This window comes from Amycolatopsis samaneae (genome assembly GCF_039541975.1).
Lineage (GTDB): Bacteria > Actinomycetota > Actinomycetes > Mycobacteriales > Pseudonocardiaceae > Amycolatopsis > Amycolatopsis samaneae.
In genome coordinates this window covers 477,647-504,151 of sequence record NZ_BAABHG010000005.1, presented here as the reverse complement: position 1 = coordinate 504,151, position 26,505 = coordinate 477,647, and the positions used below count along the sequence as shown (strand labels likewise).

At 70.4% G+C, this 26,505-nt stretch carries 30 protein-coding genes; 20 read left to right on the top strand and 10 right to left on the bottom strand.

Features of this window, described 5'->3' with window-relative positions:
• Positions 1–3 precede the first annotated feature (3 nt).
• Together ABD987_RS15820 and ABD987_RS15815 are read right to left on the bottom strand one after the other, a co-directional pair.
• On the bottom strand, positions 4–906 hold the full coding sequence (locus ABD987_RS15820; RefSeq protein ID WP_345392925.1) for a S66 peptidase family protein: 903 nt from the start codon (positions 904–906) through the stop codon (positions 4–6).
• Positions 903–2,855 carry a prolyl oligopeptidase family serine peptidase gene (locus ABD987_RS15815; protein ID WP_345392922.1) on the bottom strand — a complete coding sequence of 651 codons (1,953 nt, stop codon included), beginning with the start codon at positions 2,853–2,855 and terminating at the stop codon, positions 903–905. Before ABD987_RS15815 ends, ABD987_RS15820 begins: the two co-directional genes overlap by 4 nt.
• 172 nt (positions 2,856–3,027) lie before the next feature.
• Between ABD987_RS15815 and ABD987_RS15810 the strand changes: the two genes are divergently transcribed.
• The 10 genes from ABD987_RS15810 to ABD987_RS15765 all read left to right on the top strand — a co-directional run bounded on the left by ABD987_RS15810 (position 3,028) and on the right by ABD987_RS15765 (position 10,752).
• Positions 3,028–3,603 (top strand): DUF3090 domain-containing protein, encoded by a 576-nt coding sequence (locus tag ABD987_RS15810; RefSeq protein WP_345392919.1) that lies wholly within the window; start codon positions 3,028–3,030, stop codon positions 3,601–3,603.
• Between the two features lie 7 nt (positions 3,604–3,610).
• A complete protein-coding gene (locus tag ABD987_RS15805; protein WP_425551082.1) occupies positions 3,611–4,426 on the top strand; it encodes an SCO1664 family protein in 816 nt (271 codons plus the stop codon).
• Between the two features lie 13 nt (positions 4,427–4,439).
• Positions 4,440–5,324 (top strand): aminoglycoside phosphotransferase family protein, encoded by an 885-nt coding sequence (locus ABD987_RS15800; protein WP_345392916.1) that lies wholly within the window; start codon positions 4,440–4,442, stop codon positions 5,322–5,324.
• Positions 5,325–5,444: 120 nt separating this feature from the next.
• Positions 5,445–5,627 (top strand): hypothetical protein, encoded by a 183-nt coding sequence (locus tag ABD987_RS15795; protein ID WP_345392913.1) that lies wholly within the window; start codon positions 5,445–5,447, stop codon positions 5,625–5,627.
• Positions 5,608–6,171, top strand: coding sequence for a DUF6879 family protein (locus ABD987_RS15790; RefSeq protein ID WP_345392910.1), 564 nt, complete (start codon positions 5,608–5,610; stop codon positions 6,169–6,171). Before ABD987_RS15795 ends, ABD987_RS15790 begins: the two co-directional genes overlap by 20 nt.
• Positions 6,171–7,028 carry a helix-turn-helix domain-containing protein gene (locus tag ABD987_RS15785; RefSeq protein WP_345392907.1) on the top strand — a complete coding sequence of 286 codons (858 nt, stop codon included), beginning with the start codon at positions 6,171–6,173 and terminating at the stop codon, positions 7,026–7,028. The genes ABD987_RS15790 and ABD987_RS15785 overlap by 1 nt, the downstream gene beginning before the upstream one ends.
• 126 nt (positions 7,029–7,154) lie before the next feature.
• Positions 7,155–7,829, top strand: a complete 675-nt coding sequence (locus tag ABD987_RS15780; protein ID WP_345392904.1) for a GAF domain-containing protein — start codon at positions 7,155–7,157, stop codon at positions 7,827–7,829.
• A gap of 126 nt (positions 7,830–7,955) precedes the next feature.
• A complete protein-coding gene (locus ABD987_RS15775) occupies positions 7,956–8,759 on the top strand; it encodes a DUF3097 domain-containing protein (protein ID WP_345392901.1) in 804 nt (267 codons plus the stop codon).
• Positions 8,760–8,852: 93 nt separating this feature from the next.
• A complete protein-coding gene (locus ABD987_RS15770) occupies positions 8,853–9,287 on the top strand; it encodes an NfeD family protein (protein WP_345392898.1) in 435 nt (144 codons plus the stop codon).
• Between the two features lie 136 nt (positions 9,288–9,423).
• The gene (locus ABD987_RS15765; protein ID WP_378214036.1) at positions 9,424–10,752 is read left to right on the top strand and encodes an SPFH domain-containing protein; all 1,329 of its coding nucleotides are present in this window, start codon (positions 9,424–9,426) and stop codon (positions 10,750–10,752) included.
• Between the two features lie 90 nt (positions 10,753–10,842).
• Here ABD987_RS15765 and ABD987_RS15760 read toward each other — a convergent pair whose 3' ends face one another.
• From ABD987_RS15760 to ABD987_RS15745, 4 genes are all read right to left on the bottom strand, one after another.
• Positions 10,843–12,195 (bottom strand): MFS transporter, encoded by a 1,353-nt coding sequence (locus ABD987_RS15760; RefSeq protein WP_345392895.1) that lies wholly within the window; start codon positions 12,193–12,195, stop codon positions 10,843–10,845.
• A 133-nt stretch (positions 12,196–12,328) separates the two neighbouring features.
• Entirely contained in the window at positions 12,329–12,781 is a 453-nt protein-coding gene (locus tag ABD987_RS15755; protein ID WP_345392892.1) for an SRPBCC family protein, read from the bottom strand.
• An 11-nt stretch (positions 12,782–12,792) separates the two neighbouring features.
• Positions 12,793–13,983: an epoxide hydrolase family protein gene (locus ABD987_RS15750; RefSeq protein WP_345392889.1), complete on the bottom strand. Its 1,191-nt coding sequence runs from the start codon at positions 13,981–13,983 to the stop codon at positions 12,793–12,795.
• A 60-nt stretch (positions 13,984–14,043) separates the two neighbouring features.
• Positions 14,044–14,934, bottom strand: a complete 891-nt coding sequence (locus ABD987_RS15745; protein WP_345392886.1) for an AraC family transcriptional regulator — start codon at positions 14,932–14,934, stop codon at positions 14,044–14,046.
• Positions 14,935–15,038: 104 nt separating this feature from the next.
• On the opposite strand from ABD987_RS15745, the gene ABD987_RS15740 reads away from it, so the two are divergent.
• The 5 genes from ABD987_RS15740 to ABD987_RS15720 are packed head-to-tail and all read left to right on the top strand — an operon-like array spanning position 15,039 to position 19,252.
• Positions 15,039–17,453, top strand: a complete 2,415-nt coding sequence (locus ABD987_RS15740; protein WP_345392883.1) for a hypothetical protein — start codon at positions 15,039–15,041, stop codon at positions 17,451–17,453.
• 46 nt (positions 17,454–17,499) lie between these two features.
• On the top strand, positions 17,500–17,886 hold the full coding sequence (locus ABD987_RS15735; RefSeq protein ID WP_345392880.1) for a VOC family protein: 387 nt from the start codon (positions 17,500–17,502) through the stop codon (positions 17,884–17,886).
• Entirely contained in the window at positions 17,886–18,203 is a 318-nt protein-coding gene (locus tag ABD987_RS15730; protein WP_345392877.1) for a metalloregulator ArsR/SmtB family transcription factor, read from the top strand. Before ABD987_RS15735 ends, ABD987_RS15730 begins: the two co-directional genes overlap by 1 nt.
• Positions 18,200–18,652: an SRPBCC family protein gene (locus tag ABD987_RS15725; protein ID WP_345392874.1), complete on the top strand. Its 453-nt coding sequence runs from the start codon at positions 18,200–18,202 to the stop codon at positions 18,650–18,652. The genes ABD987_RS15730 and ABD987_RS15725 overlap by 4 nt, the downstream gene beginning before the upstream one ends.
• Before the next feature lie 21 nt (positions 18,653–18,673).
• On the top strand, positions 18,674–19,252 hold the full coding sequence (locus ABD987_RS15720) for a TetR/AcrR family transcriptional regulator (protein ID WP_345392871.1): 579 nt from the start codon (positions 18,674–18,676) through the stop codon (positions 19,250–19,252).
• Here ABD987_RS15720 and ABD987_RS15715 read toward each other — a convergent pair.
• The 4 genes from ABD987_RS15715 to ABD987_RS15700 all read right to left on the bottom strand — a co-directional run bounded on the left by ABD987_RS15715 (position 19,246) and on the right by ABD987_RS15700 (position 22,303).
• A complete protein-coding gene (locus ABD987_RS15715) occupies positions 19,246–20,028 on the bottom strand; it encodes an SGNH/GDSL hydrolase family protein (RefSeq protein WP_345392868.1) in 783 nt (260 codons plus the stop codon). The genes ABD987_RS15720 and ABD987_RS15715 overlap by 7 nt on opposite strands.
• A gap of 46 nt (positions 20,029–20,074) precedes the next feature.
• The gene (locus tag ABD987_RS15710) at positions 20,075–20,593 is read right to left on the bottom strand and encodes a CGNR zinc finger domain-containing protein (protein ID WP_345392865.1); all 519 of its coding nucleotides are present in this window, start codon (positions 20,591–20,593) and stop codon (positions 20,075–20,077) included.
• Between the two features lie 241 nt (positions 20,594–20,834).
• Positions 20,835–21,416 (bottom strand): dihydrofolate reductase family protein, encoded by a 582-nt coding sequence (locus tag ABD987_RS15705; protein WP_345392862.1) that lies wholly within the window; start codon positions 21,414–21,416, stop codon positions 20,835–20,837.
• 65 nt (positions 21,417–21,481) lie between these two features.
• Entirely contained in the window at positions 21,482–22,303 is an 822-nt protein-coding gene (locus ABD987_RS15700; protein ID WP_345393400.1) for an AraC family transcriptional regulator, read from the bottom strand.
• A gap of 200 nt (positions 22,304–22,503) precedes the next feature.
• On the opposite strand from ABD987_RS15700, the gene ABD987_RS15695 reads away from it, so the two are divergent.
• From ABD987_RS15695 to ABD987_RS15675, 5 genes are all read left to right on the top strand, one after another.
• Complete coding sequence (locus ABD987_RS15695) at positions 22,504–22,839, top strand: ArsR/SmtB family transcription factor (protein WP_345392859.1); 336 nt, start codon at positions 22,504–22,506, stop codon at positions 22,837–22,839.
• A gap of 1 nt (position 22,840) precedes the next feature.
• The gene (locus ABD987_RS15690) at positions 22,841–23,347 is read left to right on the top strand and encodes an SRPBCC family protein (protein WP_345392856.1); all 507 of its coding nucleotides are present in this window, start codon (positions 22,841–22,843) and stop codon (positions 23,345–23,347) included.
• A gap of 485 nt (positions 23,348–23,832) precedes the next feature.
• Entirely contained in the window at positions 23,833–24,588 is a 756-nt protein-coding gene (locus ABD987_RS15685) for an alpha/beta fold hydrolase (RefSeq protein WP_345392853.1), read from the top strand.
• 500 nt (positions 24,589–25,088) lie between these two features.
• Entirely contained in the window at positions 25,089–25,745 is a 657-nt protein-coding gene (locus tag ABD987_RS15680) for a TetR/AcrR family transcriptional regulator (RefSeq protein WP_345392850.1), read from the top strand.
• Between the two features lie 3 nt (positions 25,746–25,748).
• Positions 25,749–26,423: an enoyl-CoA hydratase-related protein gene (locus ABD987_RS15675; protein ID WP_345392847.1), complete on the top strand. Its 675-nt coding sequence runs from the start codon at positions 25,749–25,751 to the stop codon at positions 26,421–26,423.
• Positions 26,424–26,505: the final 82 nt, after the last annotated feature.

Here is a 26,505-nt window from a genome sequence, read left to right as displayed (position 1 = left end):
CGTTCAGGAGAGCGCGGGGGAGAGCAACGTCAGGGTGCCGAGGCCGGCGTCGAGTTCGGCTTCGGCACCCAGCGGTAAGGTCGGCGATCCCGGTACGTGACCGAACCCGAACTCGCCCACCACCGGCACCCCGAGCGGACCCAGCCGATCCACGAGCATCGCCCGGATCTTCGCCGGATCGCCGCAGTCGTCCCACGAACCCAGCACCACGCCGGAAACACCGTCGAACCAGCCCGAGCGCAGCAACTGCGTGAACAGCCGATCCAGCCGGTACACGTTCTCCGTGACGTCCTCCAGCACCGCGATACCGTCGGCGGGCCGGTGTTCGGGAGTGCCGATCCCGGCGGCCAGCACCGCGAGGTTCCCGCCACACAGCCGACCGGTCGCCTGCCCTGGCACCAGTGTCTCGAAGCCGGTCGAACGCAGGATCCGGGTCTTCTCCGGCTCGAACAGGGTGCGGCGCAGCTGCTCGGCCGCCACCTCGTCGAACAGCGTGGTCGCCGGCATCGGCGAGAACAGGCTGTCCAGTCCCAAGTGGACGTCGACGGCGCGGTGCAGCGCCGTGACATCGCTCGACCCGGCGAAGATCTTCGGCCCCGCCGCCCGCAACGCGGGCCAGTCCACCAGATCCAGCATCCGCTGGGTGCCGTACCCGCCGCGCGCGGCCAGGACACAGTGGACAGACGGGTCCAGCCAGGCCTCGGTGAACTCCGCCGCCCTCGCACTGTCCGAATCGGACAGATAGTACGGTGTCCCCGGCGCGGCGCGCACGCACGCGCCGACCTCGACCCGCACACCCCAGCCACGCAACACCGGGAGCGCGGCGTCGAGCAGGTCAGGAGGTACCGGCCCCGCCGGGGCGACGAGCGCGATCGTGTCGCCCTCGCGCAGCCGAGGTGGCCTCACCGGGACAGGCCCAGCCGCGGCACGTCCACCGGCTCGAACCCGAAAACCTGTCCGTAGAAGGACAATTCCGCCTCCAGCGCCGTGATGATCGTCTCTGCGCGGCGGAATCCGTGCTGTTCACCGGGAAAAGTCAGGTACGCGTGCTCGATCCCGCGCCCGGCGAGCGCCGCGACGAACCGGTCCGCCTGCTCCGGCGGGCAGATCTCGTCCTCCAGGCCCTGCAGGAAGAGGACCGGGCCGGCGAGCGCTTCCGCGTGGTGGAGCGGCGAACGATCCCGGTACCGCCGCGCCGTTTCCGGCAGCGGCCCGACCAGACCGTCCAGGTAACGCGACTCGAAGTCGTGGGTCTCGCCGCCTTCGCCCGTCCAGCCGGACAGGTCCAGGATCGGATACATCACCGTGCCCGCGCGGTAGGTCTTCGTCATCGTCAGCGACGCCGCCGCGGTGAACCCGCCCGCGCTGCCGCCCCGGATCCCCAGCCGCCGCCCGTCGGCCACACCGTCGGCGACCAGCGCCTCGGCCACCGCGACACAGTCGGCGACGTCCACCACACCCCACTGGCCCCGCAGCCGCTCACGGAAGGCCCTGCCATACCCGGTGGAACCGCCGTAGTTCACCGCGGCGATCCCGATCCCGCGGCTGGTGAAGTACGCGACGTCCAGTTCGAGGGCGGGATGGTACTGCCCCGTCGGCCCGCCGTGCGCGAGCACCAGGAACGGCGGGAGTTCGCCTTCGGGCGCGTCGAAATCCGGGTTGGTCGGCGGGAAGACGTACGCCGGGACGGACGCGCCGTCGGCGGTGGTGACCACCCGTTCCTCGGGCACCGGCAGGTATGCCGCCGGTGGTAGTTCCGCGGACTGTGGTGTCAGCGCGCGGTAGCCGTCCGCGGCCGGGTCCACGTGCACCACGGCGGCCTCCCGTACCGCGCCTGCCGCGACCCCGGCGACGCCGCCGGCGTGGGCGGCCAGGCACGTCGAGGACCATTCCGTCAGCTCCGCCACCGCGGGCACCGGCGCTACGTCACCGGTGCTCTCGTCCAGCACCGCGAGGGTGCCGGCGTCCAGCACCGCGTACCGCCCGCCGCCCAGCGGCGTGAACCAGCGCATCCCGAGCTTCCACAGCGGCCCGCCGAGTTCGCGCGGCACAGGCGCCAGGTTCCGCACCGCGCCGTCGAGCCCGATCCGGTGCAGGTTCCACCAGCCGTCCGGGTCGAGCAGCGCGAGCAGCCGGTCCGGGCCCTCCCACTCGAGCTGGCACACCGCGACGTCCGTGCCGCCGGCCAGCACACGGTGCGGCCCGAACGTCCCGTCCGGCATGACCTCGGCGACACACAGCTCCGTGCCGTCCCACGGCATCGCCGGATGCTCCCAGCCCAGCCACGCCGCGTGCGCCCCGTCCGGGGACAGCTGGGGCCCGGTCAGGAAGTGGTGGCTCGCCGTGAGCACCCGCTCCTCGCCGCCACCGACCGGGATCGCGACCAGCTCCCTGGCGACGTCGGAGCGCTTCGGGCCGACACCGCGCTCCCGCACCGCCCACACCTCGCCGGGCCGCCCCGGCCGGAGGTCGCCGTAGCGGACACCTTGCGGCACCACCGGTTCCGGGGTCAGCGCGACCGTGTCGCCGGACGAACGCCGCGCGTAAACCCGCTGATCGGCCCAATGCGTGAACACCACGACCCGGCCGTCGCCGCCCTCGACCACCGTCCACGGGCGGCCGCCGTACTCGTGGAGCCGGTTGCGCGCGTTCCACGGCGCGGGCAGGACGTCCTCGGTGCCACCGCCGGGCAGCGCCCGCACGAGCGCGACCCGGCCGGCCTCGCCGGGCCGCGCCTCGGCCCACCACAGCTCGTCGCCGACCGCGTCGAGCCACTGCGGCCCGCCACCGGCCGCGGCGGCCGACGCGGCGGTGATGGGTGAGGCCCATGTTCCGTATGGGGAGATCCGTGACACGCCCCGAGGTTAGCCGCCGCCGCGCCCACAGCGCCGGTAGATGCCGATCCGACCGGAAGTAAGCGGTTTGTGCAGGTCCGTTGGCTGGCTAGGTCGGCTTACTTCCGGTCTCCTTGGTAAGGAGGGGCGGCGGATGCCGATCACCCTCCGGTGGCCTAGGGTCGGAGGTGTTATGTCGCGCGTAATCCACGTCTTCCGCCAGCCCGACCGGTTCGTCGCAGGGACCGTCGGCGAGCCTGGCGACCGCACGTTCTACCTCCAGGCCTCGGAGGACGTGCGCACGATCAGTGTGACCATCGAAAAACAGCAGGTGGTGGTTCTCGCCGAGCGACTGGGTTCGCTGCTGGAAGAGGTCGCCAACCGCTTCGGCGCGGAGGTGCCCGACGAGGTGCCCGAGGACCTCGTCGACGTCGACCCGCTGGTCGTCCCGGTCGAGGAGGAGTTCCGCGTCGGCACCATGGGCATCGGCTGGGACGCCGAAAGCAGCGCGGTGGTGATCGAACTGCTCGCGATCACCGAGGGCGAGATCGACGAGACGGTCGTGCTGGACGACACCGAAGAGGGCCCGGACGCGGTGCGCGTGTTCCTCAGCCCGGTCGCCGCCCGTGCCTTCGCCGAGCGCGCCGACCGGGTCGTCAACGCCGGGCGCAAACCGTGCCCGCTGTGCGGTGAGCCACTCGACCCCGCCGGCCACATCTGCCCACGCCAGAACGGGTACCGCCGCGACGTCGACGTCATCGAGGACTGAACCACTCGTGGCACCCATCCGGGCGGGGCACCCCGAACCCGCCGATCCCGCGGCCACCGCACTCGTCACGCACGGCCGGATCAGTGTCGAAGGCAGGCTCGTCGACGCCTCCAACACCACCCTGTTCTGCGTGATCGAACTCGACGGCGTCACCGGGAACGCCGTGTACAAGCCGATCTCGGGGGAGCGGCCGCTGTGGGACTTCCCCGACGGCACCCTCGCCGGCCGCGAGGTCGCCACCGCCATGGTCGCCGAAGCGAGCGGACTGGGCGCGATCCCGCCGACCGTGCTGCGCGACGGCCCCTTCGGCGTCGGCATGGTGCAGCTGTGGGTCGAAACCACCGAGGACGACCTCGTCGACGTCCGAGCCCCCGAGGCGGTGCCCGAGAGCTGGCGCGTCGTGCTGCACGCGCACGACCGGTTCGGCGATCCCGCCGTGCTCGCCCACGCCGACCACCCGGGGATGCGGGAACTGGCCGCGCTCGACGTCGTCGTCAACAACACCGACCGCAAGGGCGGGCACCTGCTCGCCGGGCACGACGGCCGCGTCTACGGGGTGGACCACGGCATCTGCCTGCACACCGACCCGAAACTGCGGACCGTGCTGTGGGGCTGGATCGGCGAGGAGCTGCCCGGCGACATCGTCGAGAAGCTGCGCAAACTGCGGGTACAGCTCGACGGCCAGCTCGGCACCGAACTGGCCGAGCACCTGACCCGCGCCGAGATCGAGGCGCTGGGCGACCGCGCCGACGCGCTGCTGACCGCCGGTGTCTTCCCGGAGCCCGGCGACGACTGGCGGGCCATTCCCTGGCCGCTGTTCTGACGCCGGTTCCCCGATGACCGCCATCATGGACGACGCCGCCCGCGCGCGGCTGGTCGATCGGTTCGGCCCGGAGGTCGGCCCCTGGTGCGACGCGCTGCCCGACCTGGTCACCCGCCTGAGCACACGATGGGATTTCCGGGTCCGCGACGCGAAGCCGGGCAACACCGGACGCACCCTGCTCGGCACGGACGGCGACGGCCGCCCGATGGTGCTGAAGCTGACCCCGGACCGGGAAATCGCCGCGGCCGAGGTGACGGCGCTGCTGGCCTGGTCGGACTGTTCGCGGGTCGTGCGGGTGCTCGACACCGACCTGGCGGTCGGCGCGCTGCTGCTCGAAGGTCTCGAACCCGGCACCCCGCTCAGCGAACGCGGCGCGGCGGTGCCCTGGGCCGAGATCGGCGAACTCATCGGCCAGGTGCACGCGGTCCGGCCGCGTACGCGATTCCCCACCCTGGCCGAACGCTGCGAGCTGCTCTTCGCCCTCGCCGAACGCCGGTGGCGGGGCTCCGCCGCCGAACGTCACCTGCCCCTCGACGTCCTGCGCCGGGCCCGCGCCCGCGTCGCCGAACTGGCCGCGAGCGGCCCGGTCACGATGCTGCACGGCGACCTGCATCCCGCCAACGTCCTCGACGCCGGGCCCGGCCGGGGCAGCGTCGCGATCGACCCGAGACCGAGCCTCGGCGACCCGGCCGTAGACGTCGTCGACTGGGTGCTGCTCCCGCTCGCCGAGGGCGGCGATCTGGAGGACGGGATCGAGGCACTCCGGCCTCACCTCGACGCCGATTTCGCGCGGGTCCGGCACTGGTGTGCCGCACTGGCACCGCTGGCCGCCCTTCCCGCGCTCCGGCGCGACGAACCCGGCGCGTACACCGACGCGTTGCTGCGGATGGCGCCCTGACCTGCAGCGGCACTGATCGGGCTGCCCCCAGTCCAGAACGTGCATAGTGTCGGCTCGCCCTCGCTTCTGTCACACCCCGCCGCTACGGTGATGCGTACCGTGACCACCAGGAGGGGTGCGATGAAACGGCTGGCCGGAACCTGCAACAGTGATGACGACTGCCCCATGGTGTCGCTGACCGCCCAAGGAACCATCGCGGTGCAGGGAAATCTTCTGGACCTGCGTGCCCGGCACGGCGAGGCCGTGGTGGAGATTCCGCTCGCGCTCTTGCTGGAGGCCGCCAATGCCGCTCAAACCCGGTGAGGACGGCCTGCGATCCGGCGGGAACTGGCTGACCGGCGACGCCTACTACCAGCTGACCAACGGCTACCGGACCTCGTTCTTCCGCCTCCAGGTGCAGCCGGTGTATGGCGTTCCCTGGGAGCAGGAGGACTTCCGGCGATTCCTGGAGACCGGCGAGCGCACAGTCGATCCAGGTGATCCGATGTTCGCCAAGATCGAGGACCGCCGCCGCACCGGCAGGATCGGGCGGCGGGTCTACGCGATCCGTCCGCCACTGACCGACTACCAGCGATACGTGTTCGTCGCGTACCACGCCTTCGCCGAGGCAGGAGAAGACCTGCGGATCATCGACCTCGCTCGTACCCCGGATCCGGGACTGCCCGGTTTCGACTTCATCCTGCTCGACGACGAGACCGTCCTCAAGCTCCACTACGAACCCGATGGGCGGTACCTCGGTAGAGAACTGCTTCCCGAAGCGGACCTCGCCGAGTTTCGACGCTACAAGGAACTGGCCGGCGCTTACTCGATGCCGTTCCTCGAGTACGAGGAGTCCGGTATCGGCTGATGTTCTTTCCCGAAGAGAACGCCCGGGACCGGACCCAGCTGGCCGGTGCGTTACGACGGCTCCGGCGGCAGGCCGGTCTCAGCGGTGAGCGGCTGGCCAAACGGGCGAACATGAGCCAGAGCAAGATCTCTCGCATCGAAACCGGGAAGCTCCTCCCCACCACGATCGATGTCGAGCGGCTGATCTGGGCGTTGCGTGTGTCCCCTGACACGGCGAACGAGATCACCGCGCTGGCGAGGACGGCCACCACCGAATTCCGGACCAAACGCCGCACCCGGCAATGGGGCATCCGGAACCGACAGCGTGAACTGGCCGACCTCGAACAGCGGGCGCGCGAGATCCGGCACGTGTTGCCGGTCATCCCGACCGGCCTGCTCCAGACTCCGGCCTACCTCGACCACACAGGCGGCGGACCGACCGGCTCGGTGCCCCCGGAGGAACGAGCGGCGCGAACCGCGAATCGGCTGGCCCGGCAGCAAACCCTCGACGACCCGGACAAGCACTTCACGTTCGTCCTCACCGAGGCCGCGGTCCGGCACCGCCTGCTCGATGATCGGGAGCTGGCCGGGCAGGCCCGGCATCTTGCCGAGCTGGACGAGATGGCCACCGTGTCGATCCAGGTGATCCCGCTGCGCCGAAGGGTGCGCTGGCTGCCGTTGAACGTGTTTGTGATCTACGACGACAAGCTGGTCACGATCGAGACGGACGCGGGGCTGATCGTCCTTCGCGATCCACGCGATATCCAGCACCACCTTGAGTTGTTCACGCAGTTCAGCGCCAGCGCGTTCCACGGCGAGGACTGTCGTGCGCTCTTGCTCGGCATCGCGGCCGGATTCGACGCGGAGTGCGGCGGGTGAGGTGCGCTGAACCCGACGCGTTGCTGCGGATGGCGCCCTGACCGGCAGCCGCCGGAGCAGCACGATCGTGACGCAGACCTTCCCACGGGGGTGGTGGCCGGTGCTCGCGTGCGGTACAACGCGAAGATGCCCGAACCCGACGAACTCGACCGGGCGTTCGCCCGGTTGTCGGATCGCGCCGCGACGGCCCGCGAGGCCGTGCGGCGATGGCAGCAGTACCAGATCACCGCCGAACTGGCCGCCACCGAACGGCGCATCACCCCGCTGATCGCGGCGCACGACCAGCAACGGTATCCCCGGCTGGAGTTCCTCGACCCCTACTTCCTGGCCACCACCGGAAGGCCGCGCCTGCTGACGGCCCTGCTCGCCACGGCGCTGCGGTACACCGACGCCGAAGCGGGCAACGTGCAACTGGCCGGCCCGGACGGACTCCGGATCTTCACCCAGCACGGCTTCGCCTCGCCGTTTCTCGAGTTCTTCGCCGTCGTCGGCGACACCGGCTCGGCCTGCGCCTCCGCGCTCACCAACGCCCGGCCCGTCAACATCCCCGACGTCACGCGAAGCGTGCTCTTCGACGACCGGACCCGGGAAGTGCTCCGCGACGCCCACGTGCGCGCCGTCCGGTCGATCCCGTTGCCCGACCCCACGACCGGCGCGGTGCTCGGCGTGCTGTCGGTCCACCACCACCGGAAGGACGGGCTCGCGGCCGTCGACGCGAGGATGCTGGCGGTACTGGCCCGCGCCACCGGCCGCGCACTGCGCTGGAACACCTTGACCGGGAACGGGTTCCGCGGCGGGTGACCAGGTCGCCGGCCGCGGCGGCACGCCCGGGTGCCCTGTCGCCGACGTCGGGTGTCGTGGAGCGCGTCCCCGGTGTCCGGCGTGGCGCGGGGACGCGGACGGGCCCGGCCGCTAGCGTGGTCGGCCGTGCGTGCCCATTCGTATGACGACGTGCTGAGCGGACCCCGCAAGCGCAAGATCCCCGAGGTGCCCGCGGAACCCGGCCTGGTGGTCGAGGACCCGGCCAGCGGGTACTGCGGCGCGGTCGTGAAGATCGAGTACGGCAATGTCGTGCTGGAAGACGCCAAAGGCCGTCACCGGGTCTTCCCGCTCGCCCCGGCCGCGTTCCTGCTGGAGGGCAAGCCGGTCACGCTGGTCCCGGTCAAGACCACCCGCGCGCCGGTGAGACAGGTCTCGGCGTCCGGGTCGGTGCGGGTGCAGGGGCTCCAGGCCCGGGTCGCGCGCGACTCGCGCATCTGGGTCGAGGGCAAGCACGACGCCGAACTCGTGGAACGCGTGTGGGGCCATGACCTCCGAGTGGAGGGCGTGGTGGTCGAGCCGCTGGACGGCGTCGACGTCCTCGGCGACCGGATCACCGAATTCGGCACCGGACCCGGCCGCAGGCTCGGCGTGCTGGTGGACCACCTGGTCACCGGCAGCAAGGAGTCCCGGCTGGTCGAGCGGATCCGCGACGAGAACGTGCTGGTCACCGGACACCCCTACATCGACGTCTGGGAAGCGGTGAAGCCGGCCGCCGTCGGTATCCGCGCGTGGCCCCGGGTGCCGCGCGGGACCGAGTGGAAGGCGGGCATCTGCGCCGAACTCGGCTGGGGCGAACCGTATGAGGGCTGGCAACGGGTCCTCGCCGGCGTACGCAGCTACCGCGATCTCGAAACTCCGTTGATCGGCGCGGTGGAGCGGCTCATCGACTTCGTCACCGAACCGACGTAAGGCGGGGTTATGTCCGATTCGTCCAAGGTCACGCGTCGGTCACGGCGTGTCACTTGACCGGTGCGTGCCGACGCTATCTGAGAGCATGTGGTCATGACAGCGGCCCTCGTCTTCCTGATCCTCGGCATCGTCCTGATGATCGCCGAGGTACTTTCCGGGGACTTCGTGCTGATCATGATCGGGCTGGGCGCACTGTTCGGGGCGGGATCGGCGGCGCTGACCGGGAACGTCTTCATCGACGTCGCGGTCTTCGCGATCGCCTCGGTCGGGATGCTCGTGCTCGTGCGGCCCACGCTCAAGCGCCGCTTCCTCGCGGGTCCGGAAGTGCGGACGAACGCCGACGCGCTGGTGGGTGCCCGCGCGGTCGTCCTGTCCACTGTGGATTCCGACGCCGGGCAGGTCAAGATCGGCGGCGACGTCTGGTCGGCCCGGTGCATGTCCGAGGAGCACCCGCCGATCGTGCCCGGCACGAAGGTGACCGTGGTCGAGATCTCCGGGGCGACCGCCATCGTCGCGGAGGCACCATGAGGAACCCCTCGGCGGTATTCCCGGCACAGCCCAAGAAAACGGTACGAGGTAAGGGGAAAGTCTCTTGACGACAATAGCGATCGTAGTGGTCGCGCTGCTCGCCCTGTTCGTGATCATCACCATCGCCAAGGCGATCATGGTCGTGCCACAGGCGCAGTCCGCCGTCATCGAACGGCTGGGCCGGTTCCGGACGGTCGCCTCACCGGGCCTGACCTTCCTGGTGCCGTTCCTGGACAAGGTGCGTGCCCGCATCGACCTGCGCGAGCAGGTGGTCTCCTTCCCACCGCAGCCGGTGATCACCGAGGACAACCTGACCGTGTCGATCGACACCGTCGTGTACTTCCAGGTCACCGACTCACGCGCCGCGGTCTACGAGATCTCGAACTACATCGTCGGTGTCGAACAGCTGACCACCACGACCCTGCGCAACGTCGTCGGCGGCATGAGCCTCGAACAGACCCTGACCTCCCGTGACTCCATCAACAGCCAGCTGCGCGGCGTACTGGACGAGGCCACCGGCCGGTGGGGCATCCGCGTCGCCCGCGTCGAGCTGAAGGCGATCGATCCTCCACCGTCCATTCAGGACTCGATGGAGAAGCAGATGCGCGCCGACCGGGAGAAGCGCGCCATGATCCTCACCGCGGAAGGGCAGCGGGAGTCCGCGATCAAGACCGCGGAAGGGCAGAAGCAGAGCCAGATCCTCGCCGCGGAGGGTTCCAAGCAGGCCGCGATCCTCGCCGCCGAAGCCGAACGGCAGTCCCGCATCCTGCGTGCGCAGGGTGAACGTGCCGCCCGCTACCTGCAGGCGCAGGGCCAGGCGAAGGCGATCGAGAAGGTGTTCGCCGCGATCAAGGCCGGCCGCCCGACGCCGGAGGTGCTGGCCTACCAGTACCTGCAGACGCTCCCGCAGATGGCGCAGGGCGACGCGAACAAGGTCTGGATGATCCCCAGCGACTACGGCAAGGCCCTCGAAGGCTTCGCCCGCGCGCTCGGCGCTCCGGGCGACGACGGCGTGTTCCGTTACGAGCCGCCGAAGGAGGACGTCCCGGACAAGCCGGAACTCGAGGACGACGAGGTCGCAGGCTGGTTCGACACGTCGAGCGACCCGAAGGTCGCCGAGGCCGTCGCGGCCGCGGAAGCCGTGGCACGCAAGGAAGTTCCGGCGCTCGGTACCCCCTCTTCGCGTCCGTCCGTGCAGACCCCGCCCCGGCCGATCAAGGAGCTGCCGGAGTCCGAGGCCGAGCCGACCCCGCCGCCCGCTCCGCCGCAGGCACCGCCCGCGCCGCAGGCACCCCCGCAGTCACTGCCGCAGCCCCAGCAGCCGCCGCCGGGCGGGCCCTACCAGGGGCCGCCGCCGCAGCAGGGGCCACCGCAGACCCCGCCGCCGGGCCAGTTCGGCGGACAGGACCCCAACAGCGGGCCGTTCCCGCAGCAGGGTCCCTTCGGTGGGCCGCCCCGGCACTGAACCAAGCGGTCCGTGAATGCCACATTGAGGGACTCAGAGTCCCTCAATGTGGCATTCACGGACCAGGGCACGGCCGGGCGCGAGGTCCGGTCAGGGCCGCCGGTACACCGAAGCGTCATCGATGTCCGCCCGCGACCGGTCCGGCAGGCCGAGGACGCACAACACGGTGATCACCGCCGCGAGCACGATGTACACCGAGATCGAGTACGGCGTCCCGGTCTCGTGCAGCAGCCAGGTCGCGATCAGCGGCGCCGGCCCGCCCGCGAACACCGACGCCAGCTGGTAGCCGAGACCGGCTCCGCCGTAGCGCAGGTGGGTCGGGAAACTTTCCCCGATCAGCGCGGCCTGCGGCCCGTACTGCAACGCGTGGGGAACGAACGCCAGCACCGCCACCACGAAGACCGCGACGTGACCACCGTTGGTCAGTACCGCGAAGTAGGGGAAGGCGAGAAGCCCGGTCAGCACCGCGCCCGTCAGGTACACCCGTTTCCGGCCGAACCGGTCCGACAGCTGGGAAAACCACGGGATCATGGCCAGTTCGAGCGCGGCCCCGACGAGCACGGCGTTGAGCACGAACGTCTTGCCGAACTCGTCCCGCTCGACGACGTAGATCAGCACGTAGCTGGTGAACAGGTAGAACGGCATCTGCTCGCTGAACCGCAGGCCGGCCGACAGCAGGATCTCCCGCCAGTGGTGCCGCACCGCGTCGAGCACCGGGGTCCGCGAAGTGCGCTTGGCCGAGACGGCCGCGGTGAACATCGGCGTCTCCAGGATCTTCAACCTGATCACCAGGCCGACGCCGACGAGCACCAGGCTCGCCAGGAACGGCAGCCGCCAGCCCCAGCTGTCGAACGCGGCGGGGGAGAGCGTCGCGGACAGCAGCGTCATCCCGCCCGTACCGAGCACGAGCCCGACCGGGACACCGACCTGGGCGAAGCTGGCGAGCAGGCCACGTTTGCGCTGATCGCCCCACTCCATCGCGAGCAGCACCGATCCGCTCCACTCGCCGCCGATCGCGATGCCCTGGACCAACCGCAGCAGCACCAGGATCAGCGGCGCGGCGAACCCGAGCGTGGCCGTGCCCGGCAGCAGCCCGACCACCCCGGACGAGATCCCCATCAGCAGCAAGGTGACGATCAGGGTGGCCTTCCGGCCGATCCGGTCGCCCCAGTGCCCGAAGATCGCCGCGCCGATCGGGCGCGCGGCGAACCCGACGGCGTAGGTCGCGAACGACTGCATCGCCCCCGCGTAGCTACTCGACGCGGGGAAGAACAGATGCGGGAAAACCAGCGCCGCCGCGGTGTTGTAGAGGAAGAAGTCGTACCACTCGATGGTGGTGCCGATCGCGCTGGCCAGCGCCGCCCGCCGCACCTGGACGCGACGGCCTGCCGAGGACTCCGCGGTAGCTGCCGTATGGGTGACGTCGTTGTCTCCCAGGACCATGTCCACACCTCCCGTGACCGATGTCACCCGATAGTGCGGGTTGGTCTCCGGTTTGACGATGGCCCACCGAGAAGTTTTCCCGTCCGTTGTTCTCGGCCGCGTCGATCACGGATCCGCGTGGAAGGCGGCCGCATCAACCTTGGCCGGCCGGTGACCGGGCGGCGTGGTCCGCGAGCCCGCTCGCCATGGCCTGCATGAAGCGGCGTAGGTACCACTGGAAGAACCAGCGCATCCCGCGCGGGGCCAGATACGTGCCGTGCCACCGGATCCGGGTGCCGCCGCCGGGTGTTTCGCACAGCTCCACGGCGGCGCGGTAGTCGGTCATCTGGGGGTTTTCGACGCCCTCGTAGGCGAATCGGCGTCCGGGGTCGAGTGCGGTGATCCGTTCCCGCGTGACGACCTTCCCGGTCCGGAAGGCGCGAGTCGCCCCGACCCCGTCCCTGCCGTCGGGGGACAGACCATGCGACCGGGCGGGTTCCAGCGCGTCCACACGGGACCACCGTGGCCAGCTCCGCGCGTCGAGCAGCAGGGCCCACACCACGGACGGCGGCGCGGAGGATTCGGCGATGACGTCGTAGGACTGCATTTCAGGGCTCCTCATACTGTCCGGGCGGGTCGCGAACGCAGCTCGCGGAAGGCGTTCCTGATTTCGGCCACCAGAAGGTCCGGCTGCTCCAGTCCGGGGAAGTGCCCGCCGCGGTCGAGTTCGTGCCAGGACCGGAGATCGCGGTAGCGGCGCTCCGCCCAGCGACGCGCGGTGGGCCACGGGTCGGCCGGGAACTGGGAACAGGCGATGGGGGTGGTCACGGGTTGCGCGTTCTCCTCCTCCGCGCTGCGTGGTACCCACCGCATCGCCTCCCAGTACCACCGGGCCGAGGAGGCGCCGGTGGCGGTCAGCCAGTACAGCGCGATGGTGTCGAGCTGCTGTGCCACGCTCACTCCGCCACCGGCTTCGGGTCGTGAGTCGGCGTAGGCGTCGAACTTCTCCCCGAGCCACGCGGCGAGCCCGGCCGGGGAGTCGAGCAGGGCGTAGCCGAGTGTCTGCGGACGCGTGCCCATCAGCATCCCGAAGCCGTAGCCGTCGGTCAGATGCAGGTCACGCCGATCCAGGACGCGCTGCTCCGCCGGGTCTGGCGCGATCCGGTCCGTCGGCAGGGGAGACGCCAGCGGCATCGTCAGGTGCAGGCCCGCGACCCGCTCGGGAGCCAGCCGCGCCAGCTCGGTGCTCACCTGTGCACCCCAGTCCCCGCCGTGCGCCGCGAAACGCGGGTAGCCGAGCACGGTCATCAGCTCGGCCCACGCCCGCGCGGTCCGGCCAGGGTGCCAGCCCCGCTCGCGGGGACGGTCGCTGAACCCGAAGCCGGGCAGCGCCGGGACCACGAGGTGGAAGGCGTCGCGGGCGGATCCGCCGTGTGCGACCGGATCGCTGAGCGGGCCGAGCACGTCTTCGAATTCGAGCACCGAGCCGGGCCAGCCGTGCGTCAGCAGCAGGGGCAGCGCGGTCGGCTCCGGGGAGCGGACGTGCCAGAAGGCGATCCCGAGACCGTCGAGGCGTACCCGGTAGTGCGGGATCGCGTTCCACCTGGCTTCCGTCGCGCGCCAGTCGTGCTCGCGCCACGCGTCAAGCAAGGTCGTCAGCCGTCGCAGGTCGATTCCCTGCGATGCGTCGGACACCGTCTCGGGCTCGGGCAGCCGCGTCCGCTCCAGGCGTGCCCGGAGATCGGCCAGGTCGCGCTCGGCGATGTGGATGGGGAAGGGTTCGATCTCGGGTGGGTCGCGCTCGATCATGGTCATCGACCCTAGGCACGGCTCGGCGCCGTGCCCATGCGCGGAATTGCGGTGCCGCGGTCAGGAATTGCGATAGACCGAGGGGCGGGCCCCGATGTGTCGCAGGAACGCCGTCGACAGCGCCCCGGGACTGGCGAAACCGCAGCGGAGCGCGATCTGGGCGACCGGCAGCTCGGTTTCACGCAGCAGTCTTTTCGCCTCCTCGATCCGCAGTCGCGTGAGGAACCGGTAGGGCGTCACCCCGGTGGTGTCCTTGAAGACCCGCACGAGGTGGAAGACGCTGAGGTGGACCTCGCCGGCGATTTCGGCCAGGGTGATCGGATCCGCGAGCCGCTCGCGCATCAGTGCCACCGCCGCGCGAACGCGGGTGTCCTCCCGTGTCGAGGCCGGAGGCGCCGGGGAGCGGGCGTGCCGGGTGAGCAGGTGCACGCTCAGGAAGGCCGCCGCGGACTCGGCGTAGACGTCGTCGGCCTCACCGGCGAAGCCGAGCGCCCGGACGGCTTCTTCGAGCAGCGGGTCACCCGCGGCCAGCGACGCGGACATGGCCTCGAAGTCCACGACGGGCGCGCCCAGCTGTTCCGCGGCCGCGTCGACGGTGCCGCGCGGCAGGTGGACCTGCACGCTCCGCATCGCCCCGTCACCCCGATAGCCGCGGAGCACGGCCTGATCCGGGAGCCTGAGCTCGAGCCGTCCCGGCGCCCATGCCCGCCGCGCGGGCCGCCCGCCGTCGCGCGTCTCCAGCACCGCCCGGCCCGAGACCGGCAGCACCAGATGCAGGTCCCTGGCCGCGGGCAGGCTCATTTCCTCGGCGACGGGGACGTGGTCGAACCGCTGCACGAGCAGCGACTGCCACCCGGCGTCCTCCCAGCTGCAGTAGGTCCGCCGGACGTACCGGGCCATGTCGAAACCGACATACGGCTGGAGGTCGAAACGTGCGGAGTCGAACACCATGTCTTCGAGGCTACCGACCTCGGCCGTGAGTGCCCTCGCCCACCGTTCGGGTGACCGCCGCGGGTTTCGCGGACCGCTCCGGACGGGGTGGCGATAATCGGCCCATGAGCAAGGAGGCCCGGCGCCCGCGGCGCCGGACAGGCAATTCGGCGTTCGGATTGTTGTTCGGAAACGTGGTCCAAATCGGCCACCTCCACGGCGACGCCCATTTCCACGCCGGCCCGGGACACGGCCGGAAACCGGACACCGGCGAAATCGCCGACCTACTGGCGGAATCCCTGCTCGACGAATGGACCAAGACGGCCGGGAACCGCGATCTCCTCAGCGCGAAGGCCATTCCGATCCGGTGGACGCCCGCCCCGGACGCCACCGAAGCACGGATTTCCGCCGCGGTCGAGGCCGGGGCGTTCCGGCCTGTCCCGGGTGGATCGCCCATCGAAAACGCGGAAGAACTCGGCGAAGCCTGCGCCGAAGGACTGTTCTCGGTGTACGGAAGGCTCCCGTCCGGAAGGTTGATTCTTGTCGGCGGTCCGGGATGCGGCAAGAGTTCCGCGGCGATCCTGCTGCTGATCGAAATCCTGGACCACCGCCGGGGACTGCCCGCCGATCGGCGCCGGGAGGTCCCGGTCCCGGTGATCCTGTCCATGCACGACTGGGACCCGGACGAAGTGAACGTCGAGACCTGGCTGGCCACCAGGATCGCCGACAGGCTCGGCACTTCGCGATTCCGGAGACGTCGACGCCGTCAAGCGACGGCTTTGCTCCGCGAAAACCGGATAGCGGTATTCTTGGACGGTCTCGACGAGCTGAAGGCCACCGCACGGTCCGCCGCCGTCGAGAAACTGACCAGGCACGCCGGATTCCGCTGGGTGTTGTTGTCCCGGCCGGAAAACTACACCGCCGCGGTTTCCGGAGGCGCGCTGCTCTGCGCGCTGACGCTCACACCCCGGCCACTGGAGCGGGACGAGGTCACCTCGTATCTCAAGCAGTTCGAGCCGGCGACCCGGAACGACGGCTGGCATGAGCTGCTCGCCCGGATCGAGCGGCCGGACGGCGCGCTGGCCGACGTGATCACCACCCCGCTCTCGGCCGGCCTCCTGGCCGCGGTCAGCGTCGACGAGGACGTGATCGAAGGGGTGTTGCGGGGGAGCTTCCCGGATCAGGAGACACTCGTACGGTACCTCTACGCCGACCTGGTCCGGGTCCGCTGCCGGTCCGATGGGAGACATTCCCACGACGTCGTCCACCGGACCCTCGCCCTGATCGCGCGCGAGCTGGGACCGCGCACCACCGAGTTCGCCTGGTGGGATCTCCCCGCCCTCGGTGTTCGCTCGCGCCTCGTGCGTGCCGTGCTCAGCGTCCTCACCGGATCGGTCGTGGGCGCGCTGCTCGGAATCGGGTGGGCGGTGCTGTACTGGCTTGCCTACGACGTCCTGTACGGCGAGTCCATCGGCCTGGTGACGGTGCTGCCCGACGGAATCGGGTACGGCCTTTCGTTCGGCGCGGCGGGCGCGTTCCTGATCGAGCTCAGCAGGCCCGGCAGACCACCCAGGTCCTCGGGCTCGCGATGGCGCAAGCTCCTGTCCCCGGACCTGCCCGTGCTCAGGGTCGCCGCCGCGGTGGTGGCGGGCGCCGCGGCGGTGCTCGTCCGCGGCGGTGACATCGGACTCGCCGGTGGACTCACCGTGGCCGCGCTTGTCGCGGTCCTGTCCGGGCTCGCGGCACACCGCACCAACACCTCCGCGAAGAGTCCCGGCGCCGCCTGGCACCTGGACCTCCGGTCGGCGATCGGCAGCGGTCTCGTCTTCGGTGTGGTGGTGGGAGCCGTCGTCGGCGCGGCGATGGTCGTGTTCCGGTCGGCGGTCCCCACCTGGCTCGTCGTCGGCCCGGTGCTGGGGCTGCCGCTCGGCCTTGGTGCCGGGCTGATGCACTCCAGCGTGTGGAACACCACCATCGCCCAGGCGTACCTGGCCGTCCGCCACGGCACTCCGCCGCGGTTGATCGCCCTGCTCGAAGACGCGAGGCGGAACCTCCTGCTCCGCATGGCGGGGCCCTACTACGAGTTCCCGCACGCGACGTTCCGGGACTGGATCGCCACCACCACACCGCCGGCTTCCGCGCGCGACATCCGCCGGGTTCTCGCGACGGTCTGTGCCGGTCGCCCACACCGGAACGTGCCCGTCGAGCTGCTCCGCGACCGGCTGGTGTTCGAGACCATCCAGGTCACGCGTGCGCGGGTGCCGGACGTGTGCGGGATGGACGTGGAAAATCTCGACCTGCGCCCGGAGGACGAACACGCCCGCGTCGGCTCCGCCGGTCTGGTGCGGCTCGACGATCCCCGGTACCTCATCCTGCTGAAGCGCTACCTCGACCGGAACGGCTACCGGTCGGGACCGCTGTTCCGAGACGAGGCGGGCGGACGGTTGTCCCCGGAGGTGGTCCACGATCGCTGGCGGGACTACTGCCGGAGGGCCTCGATCGACATCGACCTCCGCGGGCTCCGCCGGCGGGCCCGGTGACCGACCGGACTTGACGTGTAGGAAATCTCCTACCTATTCTCGGGGCATGAACATCAGCCATGTCCAGTTCCTCACCGTGCCCGTCGCCGATCAGGCCAAGGCACGCGACTTCTACGTCGGCACCCTCGGTTTCGAACTGCTTCTGGACCACCGCGGCCCGCACGGACAGTTCGTCATGGTCGGCCCCCGGGGTGCGCGGACCGGCCTCGTCCTGGTCGACTACCCGGTCGCCGGTCTCGAGCAGGGCGGCCCGCTGCACTTCCAGCTGCACACCGGCGACGTCGACGCCGACGTCGCCGAACTGCGGGCGGCCGGTGTCGACGTCGCCGAGCCGCGGAAGATGCCGTGGGGCAGGGCGAGTTCGCTCAAGGACCTCGACGGCAACACGATCGGCCTGCTGGAGCCGTCCGAGTTCGGGAACCGGCCGCGCTAGTGCCGGTCAACGACGACGTCTTCGCCGCGCTCGCGAGCCCCGTCCGGCGCGAGGTGCTGCGGCTGCTGATCGAGGGCCCGATGCCGGCCGGGCAACTGGCCGAGCGGTTCGACATGCGCCGCCCCAGCCTGTCCGAGCATCTCCGTGTCCTGCGGGAGGCCGGGCTGGTGGCCGAACAACGCCAGGGCCGTAACCGGGTGTACTCGCTCGACGCCGGGCCGCTGGCCGAGGTGTCGGCCTGGCTCACCCCGTACGAGCGCTTCTGGCGTGCCAAACTGGCCAACCTGCGTGACCTGCTGGACGAGGAGGAGCTGTGACCGCATCGGCAGCGGGGGAGGAGGACCCGACCGCGATCCACGTCGACCAGTTCCTGCCGCATCCCGCGCGCAAGGTGTGGCGGGCACTCACCGAACCCGCGCTGCTGGAACGCTGGCTGAACATGCCCAACGACATCAAACCCGTTGTGGGACACCGCTTCGAGTTGATCGCCCAGCCGGTCCCCGCCGCCGGTTTCGCGGGCGGCCCGGTGGCCTGCGAGGTGCTGGCGGTCGAGCCGGAACGCGTGCTCAGCATCCGTTGGGGTCCACAGTGGACCGTGACGTGGCGGCTGGTGCCGGAGGGACGCGGGACGCGGTTGCTGCTGTCGCACGAGGGCTTCGACCCGGACGACGAGTTCCAGCGGATTTCCCGGCGGATCATGGGCGGCGGCTGGCGTTCGCACGTCCCGAAGGCGCTCGCCCGGCTGCTGGACGCGCTGTCGGACTGAGCAGGTCTACCATCGACGCTCGTGACGGATGCGAAACCGCTGCGTGCCGACGCCAGGCGTAACCGGGCCCGGGTACTCGAAGCCGCGGAGAGCGTGTTCGCCGCCAAGGGAACCGGTGCCCCGACCGAAGAGGTCGCCCGCGCGGCCGGGGTCGGCGTCGGCACCGTGTTCCGGCACTTCCCGACCAAGGAAGCGTTGCTGGAGGCCGTGCTCTTCGCGCGGCTGCACCGGTTCGTGGACGAGGCCGAGGCGGTGGTGGCGGCGGATTCAGCGGATCCAGGCGGTGCCTTTTTCGATTTCCTTACCAGCTGGATCGAAATGGCGAGCGCGAAGAACGCCTACTTCGAAGCGCTCACCGCGGCCGGGGTCACCGTGCCGACCACCGGCTCGGTCGTCGGCACCCGGCTCGTGGAAGCGCTGGGGGTCATCCTGCGCCGCGCGCAGGACGCGGGCGCGGTACGGGCCGACCTCCGCACCGACACGTTGATCCCGGTGATCATCGGCACCGCGAAGGCCGCCGAACACGTCGGCGCGGACCGCGAACTGCGGTGCCGTACCGTGAAGATCATGTTCGACGGCCTCCGCGCGGTGCGTCACTGACGTCCGGGAACCTCGGCCGCGCCGTAGGGTTCCAGGCGCGGCCGTTTCGGGCTGAGCGTGTCGCCCGACGACTCGCCGCGCAGCCTGCGCCGCAGCCACGGAACCGCGTGCTCCCGGCTCCAGCGGAGGTTCTGGCTCCGTCGTTCTCCCGGACTGAGCCGGGCACGAGGGCCGAGCGCCGCGGGCGCGAGCGCGTGCGGCTCGCCGAGGGCGTCGAGGACCGCGATGGCGATCTCGGTGTGCCCCAACGCGTTGAGGTGCAGCCGGTCGGGCGCCCACAGCCGGCGGTCGCGCAGCTGCCGCATCGCCCACATGTCCACCAGCAGCGCGTCGTGCCGCGCGGCGATCCCGCGCACGAACTCGTTGTAGATCGCCACTCGGCCACGGATCTTGCGGAACAACGCGTCCTCGACGCCGTCCACGCCGGTGAACAGCACGACCCGCGCGCCGCTCGCGCGCAACCGCCCGACGGCCTCGTCGTAGGAATCGGCCAGCGCGTCGATGTCCACCTTGGGCCGCATCAGGTCGTTCCCGCCCGCGTAGAGCGTCACCAGGTCGGGTTCGAGGTCGAGCCCGGGCCGGAGCTGTTCGGCGAGCACCTGGCGCAGGAGCTTGCCGCGGATCGCGAGATTGGCGTACCGGAAGCCGGGACGGCGGGCGGCCAGCTGCTCGGCCACCCGGTCGGCCCAGCCGCGGACGCCGTTCGGTGCCGTGGGATCGTCGTCGCCGACGCCCTCGGTGAAGGAGTCACCCAAGCAGACTAAGCGGTTGGTCACTCGATCATTCTAGGCGTCGGCCGGGCGTCCACGGTGGGGGAGGTGCTCAGGCGCTGTGCTGCCGGGCCCGGTGCTCGGCGACGTGCACCCTGGTCGCGCACCGCGCCGTGCAGTACCTGCGACGGCCGTTACGGGACACGTCCACATAGGCCGTTCCGCAGCCTTCGCGCGCGCAGACGCCGAGCCGCTCGGGGTCCTCGCAGACCAGATGCGCCAGGCCGCCCGCGGTGAAGGCGCGGACGCGGCTGACGCCGTCCGCGTGCTCGCTGGCGTAGTGCAGGTGCGCGGGTTTGCCGTCGTGGCGGGAGATGTACGGACGGCAGGCCGCGGCCGCCAGCAGTTCGTTCACCAGATCGACGCGCTCTTCGGGTGACGCGGCGAACACCGGGAGCAGCCGCCGGCCCCAGTCGAGAAGCCGCGCGAGCTCCTCGGTGGTGGGCGGCGCCGGTGTCATCCCGCGGTCGAGCACGAGCGCGCGCGTCTCGTCGACCGCGTCCCGCGCGGCATGGTTCGCCAGGTCGGCGGCCAGGTGCGCAGCGGGACCACCGTAAGGGTTGAAATGCACAAAGTCATTACATCACGATCGGGGTATGGATGAGAACAGGTGCCCGCGGTGCGGTTGGCCACTCGCGGAACTCCCGGCACCCCAGTCGGTTTCCCACGGAGACACCGGCTACACCCGCTGCGTCTGCGGCAGTTGGCTGGTCCGGGTCGGCGGACGGGTGGTCGGTGCGACGCGGCCGGACAGCGGCGGCCCGCGCTGGTAGGGAGAAGGAGCACATTTCCGACCGCTCCACTGTGGACACTCAGCGGCGCACCCGGTAGCGCAGGTGAAGCACCCGGTCGCCCTGAAGCGTCACGTCGGGATCCTCCAACAGGTGCTGCGCGCCGACCGACCCGAAGTAGCGCTTGCCGGACCCGAAAACCACGGGTACGACGTCCATGCGCACCTCGTCGACCAGACCCGCGGCGAGCACCTGGCCGCCGACGTCGCCGGCGGCGACCTCGACCACGCGGTCACCCGCGAGCTCCTGCGCCTTGGCCATGGCCGCCTCGACGCCCTCGACGAAGTGAAACGGCGCCTCGGGATCCCAGCCCTCCGGCGGCGGCCGGTGCGTCACGACGACCACGTGGTCGATTCCACCTGGCGGCTTCCCGTCCCAGCCGCCGGTCAGGTCGAAGACATGGCGACCGGCGACGGTCACGCCGATCTGGTCCCAGTACGCCCGGGTGTAGTCGTAGGACGTCCGCGACACCTTCAGCTCGCCGCTCTCGTCCAGCGGGACGTCACCGCTGGCCAACCAGTCGAACAACGGTCCTGGCTGATCGTTCTCGTCCGCGACGAAGCCGTCCACCGACACCGAGCTGTACATGACCACCTTGCCCACGGGGCTCTCCTCTGCGTTGGGGTGCCCCAAATTAGCGTGTCGTGAGCTGCCGCTCTTGTAAGAAATCAATCGGCGGGCAGCGGCCAGCTGTCCAGCACGTGGCCGGGATGTTCGCGCAGGAACCGCCGCCGGACTTCGACGTACCGGGTCGGGGTGAGCCCGGTGAACGCCCGGAATTCGTGGCCGAAGTGGGCCTGGTCGAAGTAGCCCGCGCCGGCGGCGAGTTCGCCCCAGTCGATCGGCCCCGCGGGGTCGATCGCGAACACGGTGGCGGTGAAGCGGTGGGTGCGGGCCAGTCGCTTCGGCGTGACGCCGACAAGCTCCTTGAACCGCTTCGCCAGATGAGTGCTGCTGACACCGGCTGTCGCGCTCAGGTCGCCGATCGCCACCGCCCCGCCGGTCGCCGCGATGACGCCGCTCATCTGGCGGACCAGCCCCAGGCCGGCGGTGTCGTGCAGCCGTCGCGTCAGCTCCTCCTCGAGCAGCGTCAGCATCTCGTGCGGCCCGCTCGCCGTGGCCAGCCGGTCTCGCAGCTCGGCGATGGCGGGCCGGCCCCAAACCTGCTCCACCGTCACCGGCCGGTCACACAGCTCGGCCGCGGGCATCGGCAGGAACGGCGCCAGCCCCCACGGCTTGAAGTGCACGCCGACGGACCGGGTCCGGAGTGGATAGCCGAACTCCAACGCGCGGGTGGGCATGGAGATCACGCAGCCGTCGGTGTACTCGGCCGTCTTGATGTCGGTGCCGCCGCGGATGCGGAACGGCGCGCCGAGGTTGACGATGAGCAACGCCGACGGCATCGGCGGCAGCATCAGCCGGGCGTAGGGCGGCGCGCCCTCCAGGTAGTAAAGGTCGTCGATCAGGCCGTCCAGCGGCGGTCGCGGCACTCTCGACACGTATTCCACGCGCACAGCATCGCCGACGTCCCGCCGGTATCACACGCCGGACTCGGGAAGCTTGGGCTGCTTGCCTTTCAGCTTCCCGTGGCGGATGGGCATGCGGTGGAGGCCATGCGTGTGCGGGGTCGGCCACCGGTCACGAGTTCGGCCGGTCTTGGCACATGCCCATATGGGTATATAATTGCGGTGTGGCACGAGCGGCAACGACAACGGACGCGTTCAACGCGGTGGCCGAACCGAGGCGTCGGCAGATCCTCGATGCGCTCATCGACGGGGAACGGCCGGTCAACGACTTGGTGCGTGTACTGGGGTTGGCCCAGCCGCAGGTGTCCAAGCATTTGCGGGTTCTGCGCGAGGTGGGGGTGGTGGAGGTGCGCGATGACGGGCGGCAGCGGCTGTACCGGCTCAACGGGCATGCGCTGAAACCGATCCATGACTGGGTCACGCGGTACGAACGCACCTGGTCGGAGCGGTTCGACCGGTTGGACGCCGTGTTGGAAGAACTCAAAGACGAGGAGATGTGAGATGGCCAGCACCACAAGCGGTAAGGGGACCGCGGTAGTCAGCCTGCCTGCGGACGATCAGATCCTGATCACCCGGGAGTTCAACGCGCCCAAGCATCTGGTGTACCGGGCGTGGACCACGCCGGAGCTGGTCACACAGTTCTGGAGCGGTCAGCGCGGCACCATGCGCAGTGTCGAGATCGACCTGCGGGTCGGCGGCAGGTGGCGGTATGTCATGACCACCGGCCACGGCGAGATCGCCTTCCACGGCGAGTTCCTGGAGATCGTGCCCAACGAACGGATCGTCAACACCGAAGTGTTCGAAACGCCGGACGCCCCCGTGTCCGACGCCGGCGCGCCGGTCACCACCACCACATTCACCGAACGCGACGGGCGCACCACGCTCACCCTGCTGATGCGGTGCGGCACCAAGGAACTGCGCGACACGATCATCCAGTCCGGTATGGAGATCGGCATGCAAGAGCAGATGAACCTGCTCGAGGAACTCGCCATCTCCCTGATGAGCTGAACCAGACACCGCGGCGCGCCCGGGAGGTGGGGTCTCCCGGTTTCCATCGCGTCGACCTGGCAGCGGACCCGGGGAGACTGGTCGTCGGGGTGGTCCTGCCTGGACACCGACGACGGCAGGGTGTGCCGCGCCTGGCTGTCCACCACGTGCCCGGACGGCACACCCCACACCATGCCGCTGAGCGCCATCTGGTTCGACGGCACCTTCTATTTCAACTCCGGCGCGCGTGCAGGACGGCCGGTTCTACGCACCGTTCAGCGCGCCGAGCGCCGGGCCGCAGCCGTGGAACCTGTATCGGATGACCGTCCAAACCGTTTTCGGTCTGGGTGTCAAGGAATCGTACAGCGCCATGCGCCGGCGGTTCTGAACCAGGGCGAACAGGCCCGTTACGGGTCCGCCATACAATTGAGGAGGCTGGGATGCATCGGGTAACGTCGAAAGACGGCACGTCGATCGCGTATGACCGGTCAGGGGAAGGTCCGGCGGTGATCCTGGTGGGCGGCGGCATCGTCGACCGGTCGGAGAACGCCCCACTGGTTCCGGTGCTGGCCAAGCATTTCACCGTGTACAACTACGACCGTCGGGGCCGCGGCGACAGCGCAGACACCACGCCCTACGCCCTGCAACGCGAGTTCGAGGATATCGCGGCCTTGATCGACGAAGCCGGCGGCACGGCGTACCTCTACGGCGTGTCCTCCGGCGCGGCGCTGGCCCTGGAGGCCGCCGCCGCGGGCCTGCCGATCGCCAAGGTCGCCGCCTACGAGGTGCCCTACGACGTGTCCGAGGGCGCCAAACAGCGGCACCTCGAGTACACCGAGAAGGTGCGGTCGCTGCTGGCCGACGACCGCCGGGACGACGCCATGCGGTTGTTCATGCGGTTGGCCGGTGCTCCCGAGGAGGCCATCGCGCAGGCGCACAACTCGCCGATGTGGGCCGGTTCGATCGCCCTCGCGCACACCCTGGCCTACGACGCGGTATGTCTCGGCGACGGCACCCCGCCGACCGAGCGGCTGGCCACCATCACGCAGCCGGTGCTGATGGCCACCGGCGGCACCACCGACGACACGATGGCCGGGCTGAGCAACGGATTCTTCGACACGGCCGCGGCCGCGGTCACGGCCGCCATCCCGGGGGCCGAGCGGGTGATCATTCCGAACCAGGGACACGTTGCCGACCCGGAGGCTGTCGTCCCCGTCATCACCCGCTTCTTCAACGGCAATGACAGCAACAAACTTGGTTGAGAAACCGGCAATCTTCCGTGAGAAGGGACAAGAGCCCAGCCCTCCCGCGACGAACCACCCCGTGCCGATTCTCGGAAACGCTCGTTTCCGCGAGCCATCGAGGTTTTCTCAGTAGCGGTTGGGGGTGTGCTGGTGTCGCGAATGTCGCATTGCCGAGGTTCAGCGTCGCGAATGTCGCATTCGCGACATCGTCTGAGCCGAAGCCCGGGTCCCGGCCGGGGCGGGGTGCTGAAGGACGCCTTCAGTGCACTGAGCGCACCGAAGGCGTCCTTCAGCACATCCCGGGCGCCGGAACTCACCACTCCTAGTGAGAAAACCTCATTGGGGCTGCCTCGCCCAATGCGGGCGAGACGGAATGGGGAGAGGGCAGTCCGACAGAGCCAGCTCCGAGCCTTCGTTGCCAGTGACTGCACGATCGTGCGTCGAGACCCCCTCAAGGGGAATCACTTCCGCGTTTCGATCGGCTAGTTTTGGAGCGCGTGCTCTGTTATCGTGACGCCGTGGCCCGTCCTCGTCTGCACGAACTGCCCGAACTGCTCGACACCGCCGAGCGGCTGGTCGCCGAGGTCGGCGCGGGGAAGGTCACCGTGCGGGCACTGGCCACCGCCGCCGGCGTGCCCAACGGCACGATCTACCACGCGTTCGGCTCGATCACCGCCCTGCTGGGCCGGGTCTGGCTGCGGGCCGCGACCGATTTCCTCGAGCTGCAGACGGAGCTGGCCGAGGCCGCCCTCGACGACTCGGGAGCCGAGGGCGCGGTGGTCGCGGCCGCGGACGCCCCGGCCGTGTTCGCGCTCCGCCGCCCGGCCGCGGCCCGGATGCTGCTCACCGTCAAGAAGGATCAGCTGCTCGGACCGCAACTGCCCGCCGAGATCGCGGATGCCCTGCTGACGCTGGACAAACGACTGGTGGCGCTGCTCATCCGGCTCGCGGACCGGCAGTGGGGCCGCCGCGACGCCGCCGCGGTCGAGGTGCTCACCACCTGTGTGGTCGACCTGCCCACCGCCTTGTTCCGGCGGGCACTGACCGGCCCTCCGGCCGGGCAGGCGGCGTCGATCACCACCGACACCCGGGATCGGCTCGCCGCCGCGGTGCGCGCGGTGCTGGCGATCCCGCCCCTGCCGCGTACCCGCCCCGCACCGACCACAAAGGACTGACCAATGCCCGAACTGCGCACCCAGGGATCCGTGTCCGTGCTCGACCTCGGCGAGGACGAGAACCGGTTCTCCCCGGAGTGGCTCAAGGCCGTCCACTCCCTGCTCGACACCGTCGAGCAGGGAGCCGAACCCACCGCGCTGGTCACCACCGGCGGCGGCCGGTTCTACTCCAACGGGCTCGACCTGGAATGGCTGATGGCGCACGGCGAGCAGGCGGAAACCTATCTCGCCGAGGTCAACGAGCTGTTCGCGCGCGTGCTCACCCTCGGCGTCCCGACGGTGGCCGCCATCAACGGCCACGCCTTCGCCGCGGGGGCGATGCTCGCGACGGCGCACGACTTCCGCGTGATGCGCGCAGACCGGGGCTACTTCTGCTTCCCCGAGGTCGACATCAGCATTCCCTTCACCCCGGCGATGTCGGCGCTCATCCAGAGCAAGCTCACCCCGGCCGCCGCGATCGCCTCGATGACCACCGGGCGCCGCTTCGGCGGGTCCGAGGCCGTGGAACTCGGGCTGGTCGACGCCACCGCCGAGGCGGCCGCCGTGGTCGAGCACGCCGCCGAGCGTGTCCGCGGGCTGGTGGGCAAGGACCGGGGAACGCTCGCCGCGATCAAGTCCACGATGTTCGCCACCGCGCTGGCCGAACTTCGTGCCACCGCGGCGAAACGCGCCGCGTGAACTGTCCGGGTGGGACGCCGGAGCGTCCCACCCGGACAGTGGTTGGCCTGGAGACCGGCACGGTGACCGGCGCAGCAGTGCC

Bases quoted from the DNA above. Each gene is read 5' to 3' on its own strand.
- ABD987_RS15810 (WP_345392919.1), top strand. From the start codon at position 3,028: ATGTCGCGCGTAATCCACGTCTTCCGCCAGCCCGACCGGTTCGTCGCA.
- ABD987_RS15800 (WP_345392916.1), top strand. From the start codon at position 4,440: ATGACCGCCATCATGGACGACGCCGCCCGCGCGCGGCTGGTCGATCGG.
- ABD987_RS15795 (WP_345392913.1), top strand. From the start codon at position 5,445: ATGAAACGGCTGGCCGGAACCTGCAACAGTGATGACGACTGCCCCATG.
- ABD987_RS15790 (WP_345392910.1), top strand. From the start codon at position 5,608: ATGCCGCTCAAACCCGGTGAGGACGGCCTGCGATCCGGCGGGAACTGG.
- ABD987_RS15785 (WP_345392907.1), top strand. From the start codon at position 6,171: ATGTTCTTTCCCGAAGAGAACGCCCGGGACCGGACCCAGCTGGCCGGT.
- ABD987_RS15780 (WP_345392904.1), top strand. From the start codon at position 7,155: ATGCCCGAACCCGACGAACTCGACCGGGCGTTCGCCCGGTTGTCGGAT.
- ABD987_RS15770 (WP_345392898.1), top strand. From the start codon at position 8,853: ATGACAGCGGCCCTCGTCTTCCTGATCCTCGGCATCGTCCTGATGATC.
- ABD987_RS15765 (WP_378214036.1), top strand. From the start codon at position 9,424: ATGGTCGTGCCACAGGCGCAGTCCGCCGTCATCGAACGGCTGGGCCGG.
- ABD987_RS15760 (WP_345392895.1), bottom strand. From the start codon at position 12,195: ATGGTCCTGGGAGACAACGACGTCACCCATACGGCAGCTACCGCGGAG.
- ABD987_RS15755 (WP_345392892.1), bottom strand. From the start codon at position 12,781: ATGCAGTCCTACGACGTCATCGCCGAATCCTCCGCGCCGCCGTCCGTG.
- ABD987_RS15750 (WP_345392889.1), bottom strand. From the start codon at position 13,983: ATGATCGAGCGCGACCCACCCGAGATCGAACCCTTCCCCATCCACATC.
- ABD987_RS15745 (WP_345392886.1), bottom strand. From the start codon at position 14,934: ATGGTGTTCGACTCCGCACGTTTCGACCTCCAGCCGTATGTCGGTTTC.
- ABD987_RS15740 (WP_345392883.1), top strand. From the start codon at position 15,039: ATGAGCAAGGAGGCCCGGCGCCCGCGGCGCCGGACAGGCAATTCGGCG.
- ABD987_RS15735 (WP_345392880.1), top strand. From the start codon at position 17,500: ATGAACATCAGCCATGTCCAGTTCCTCACCGTGCCCGTCGCCGATCAG.
- ABD987_RS15690 (WP_345392856.1), top strand. From the start codon at position 22,841: ATGGCCAGCACCACAAGCGGTAAGGGGACCGCGGTAGTCAGCCTGCCT.
- ABD987_RS15675 (WP_345392847.1), top strand. From the start codon at position 25,749: ATGCCCGAACTGCGCACCCAGGGATCCGTGTCCGTGCTCGACCTCGGC.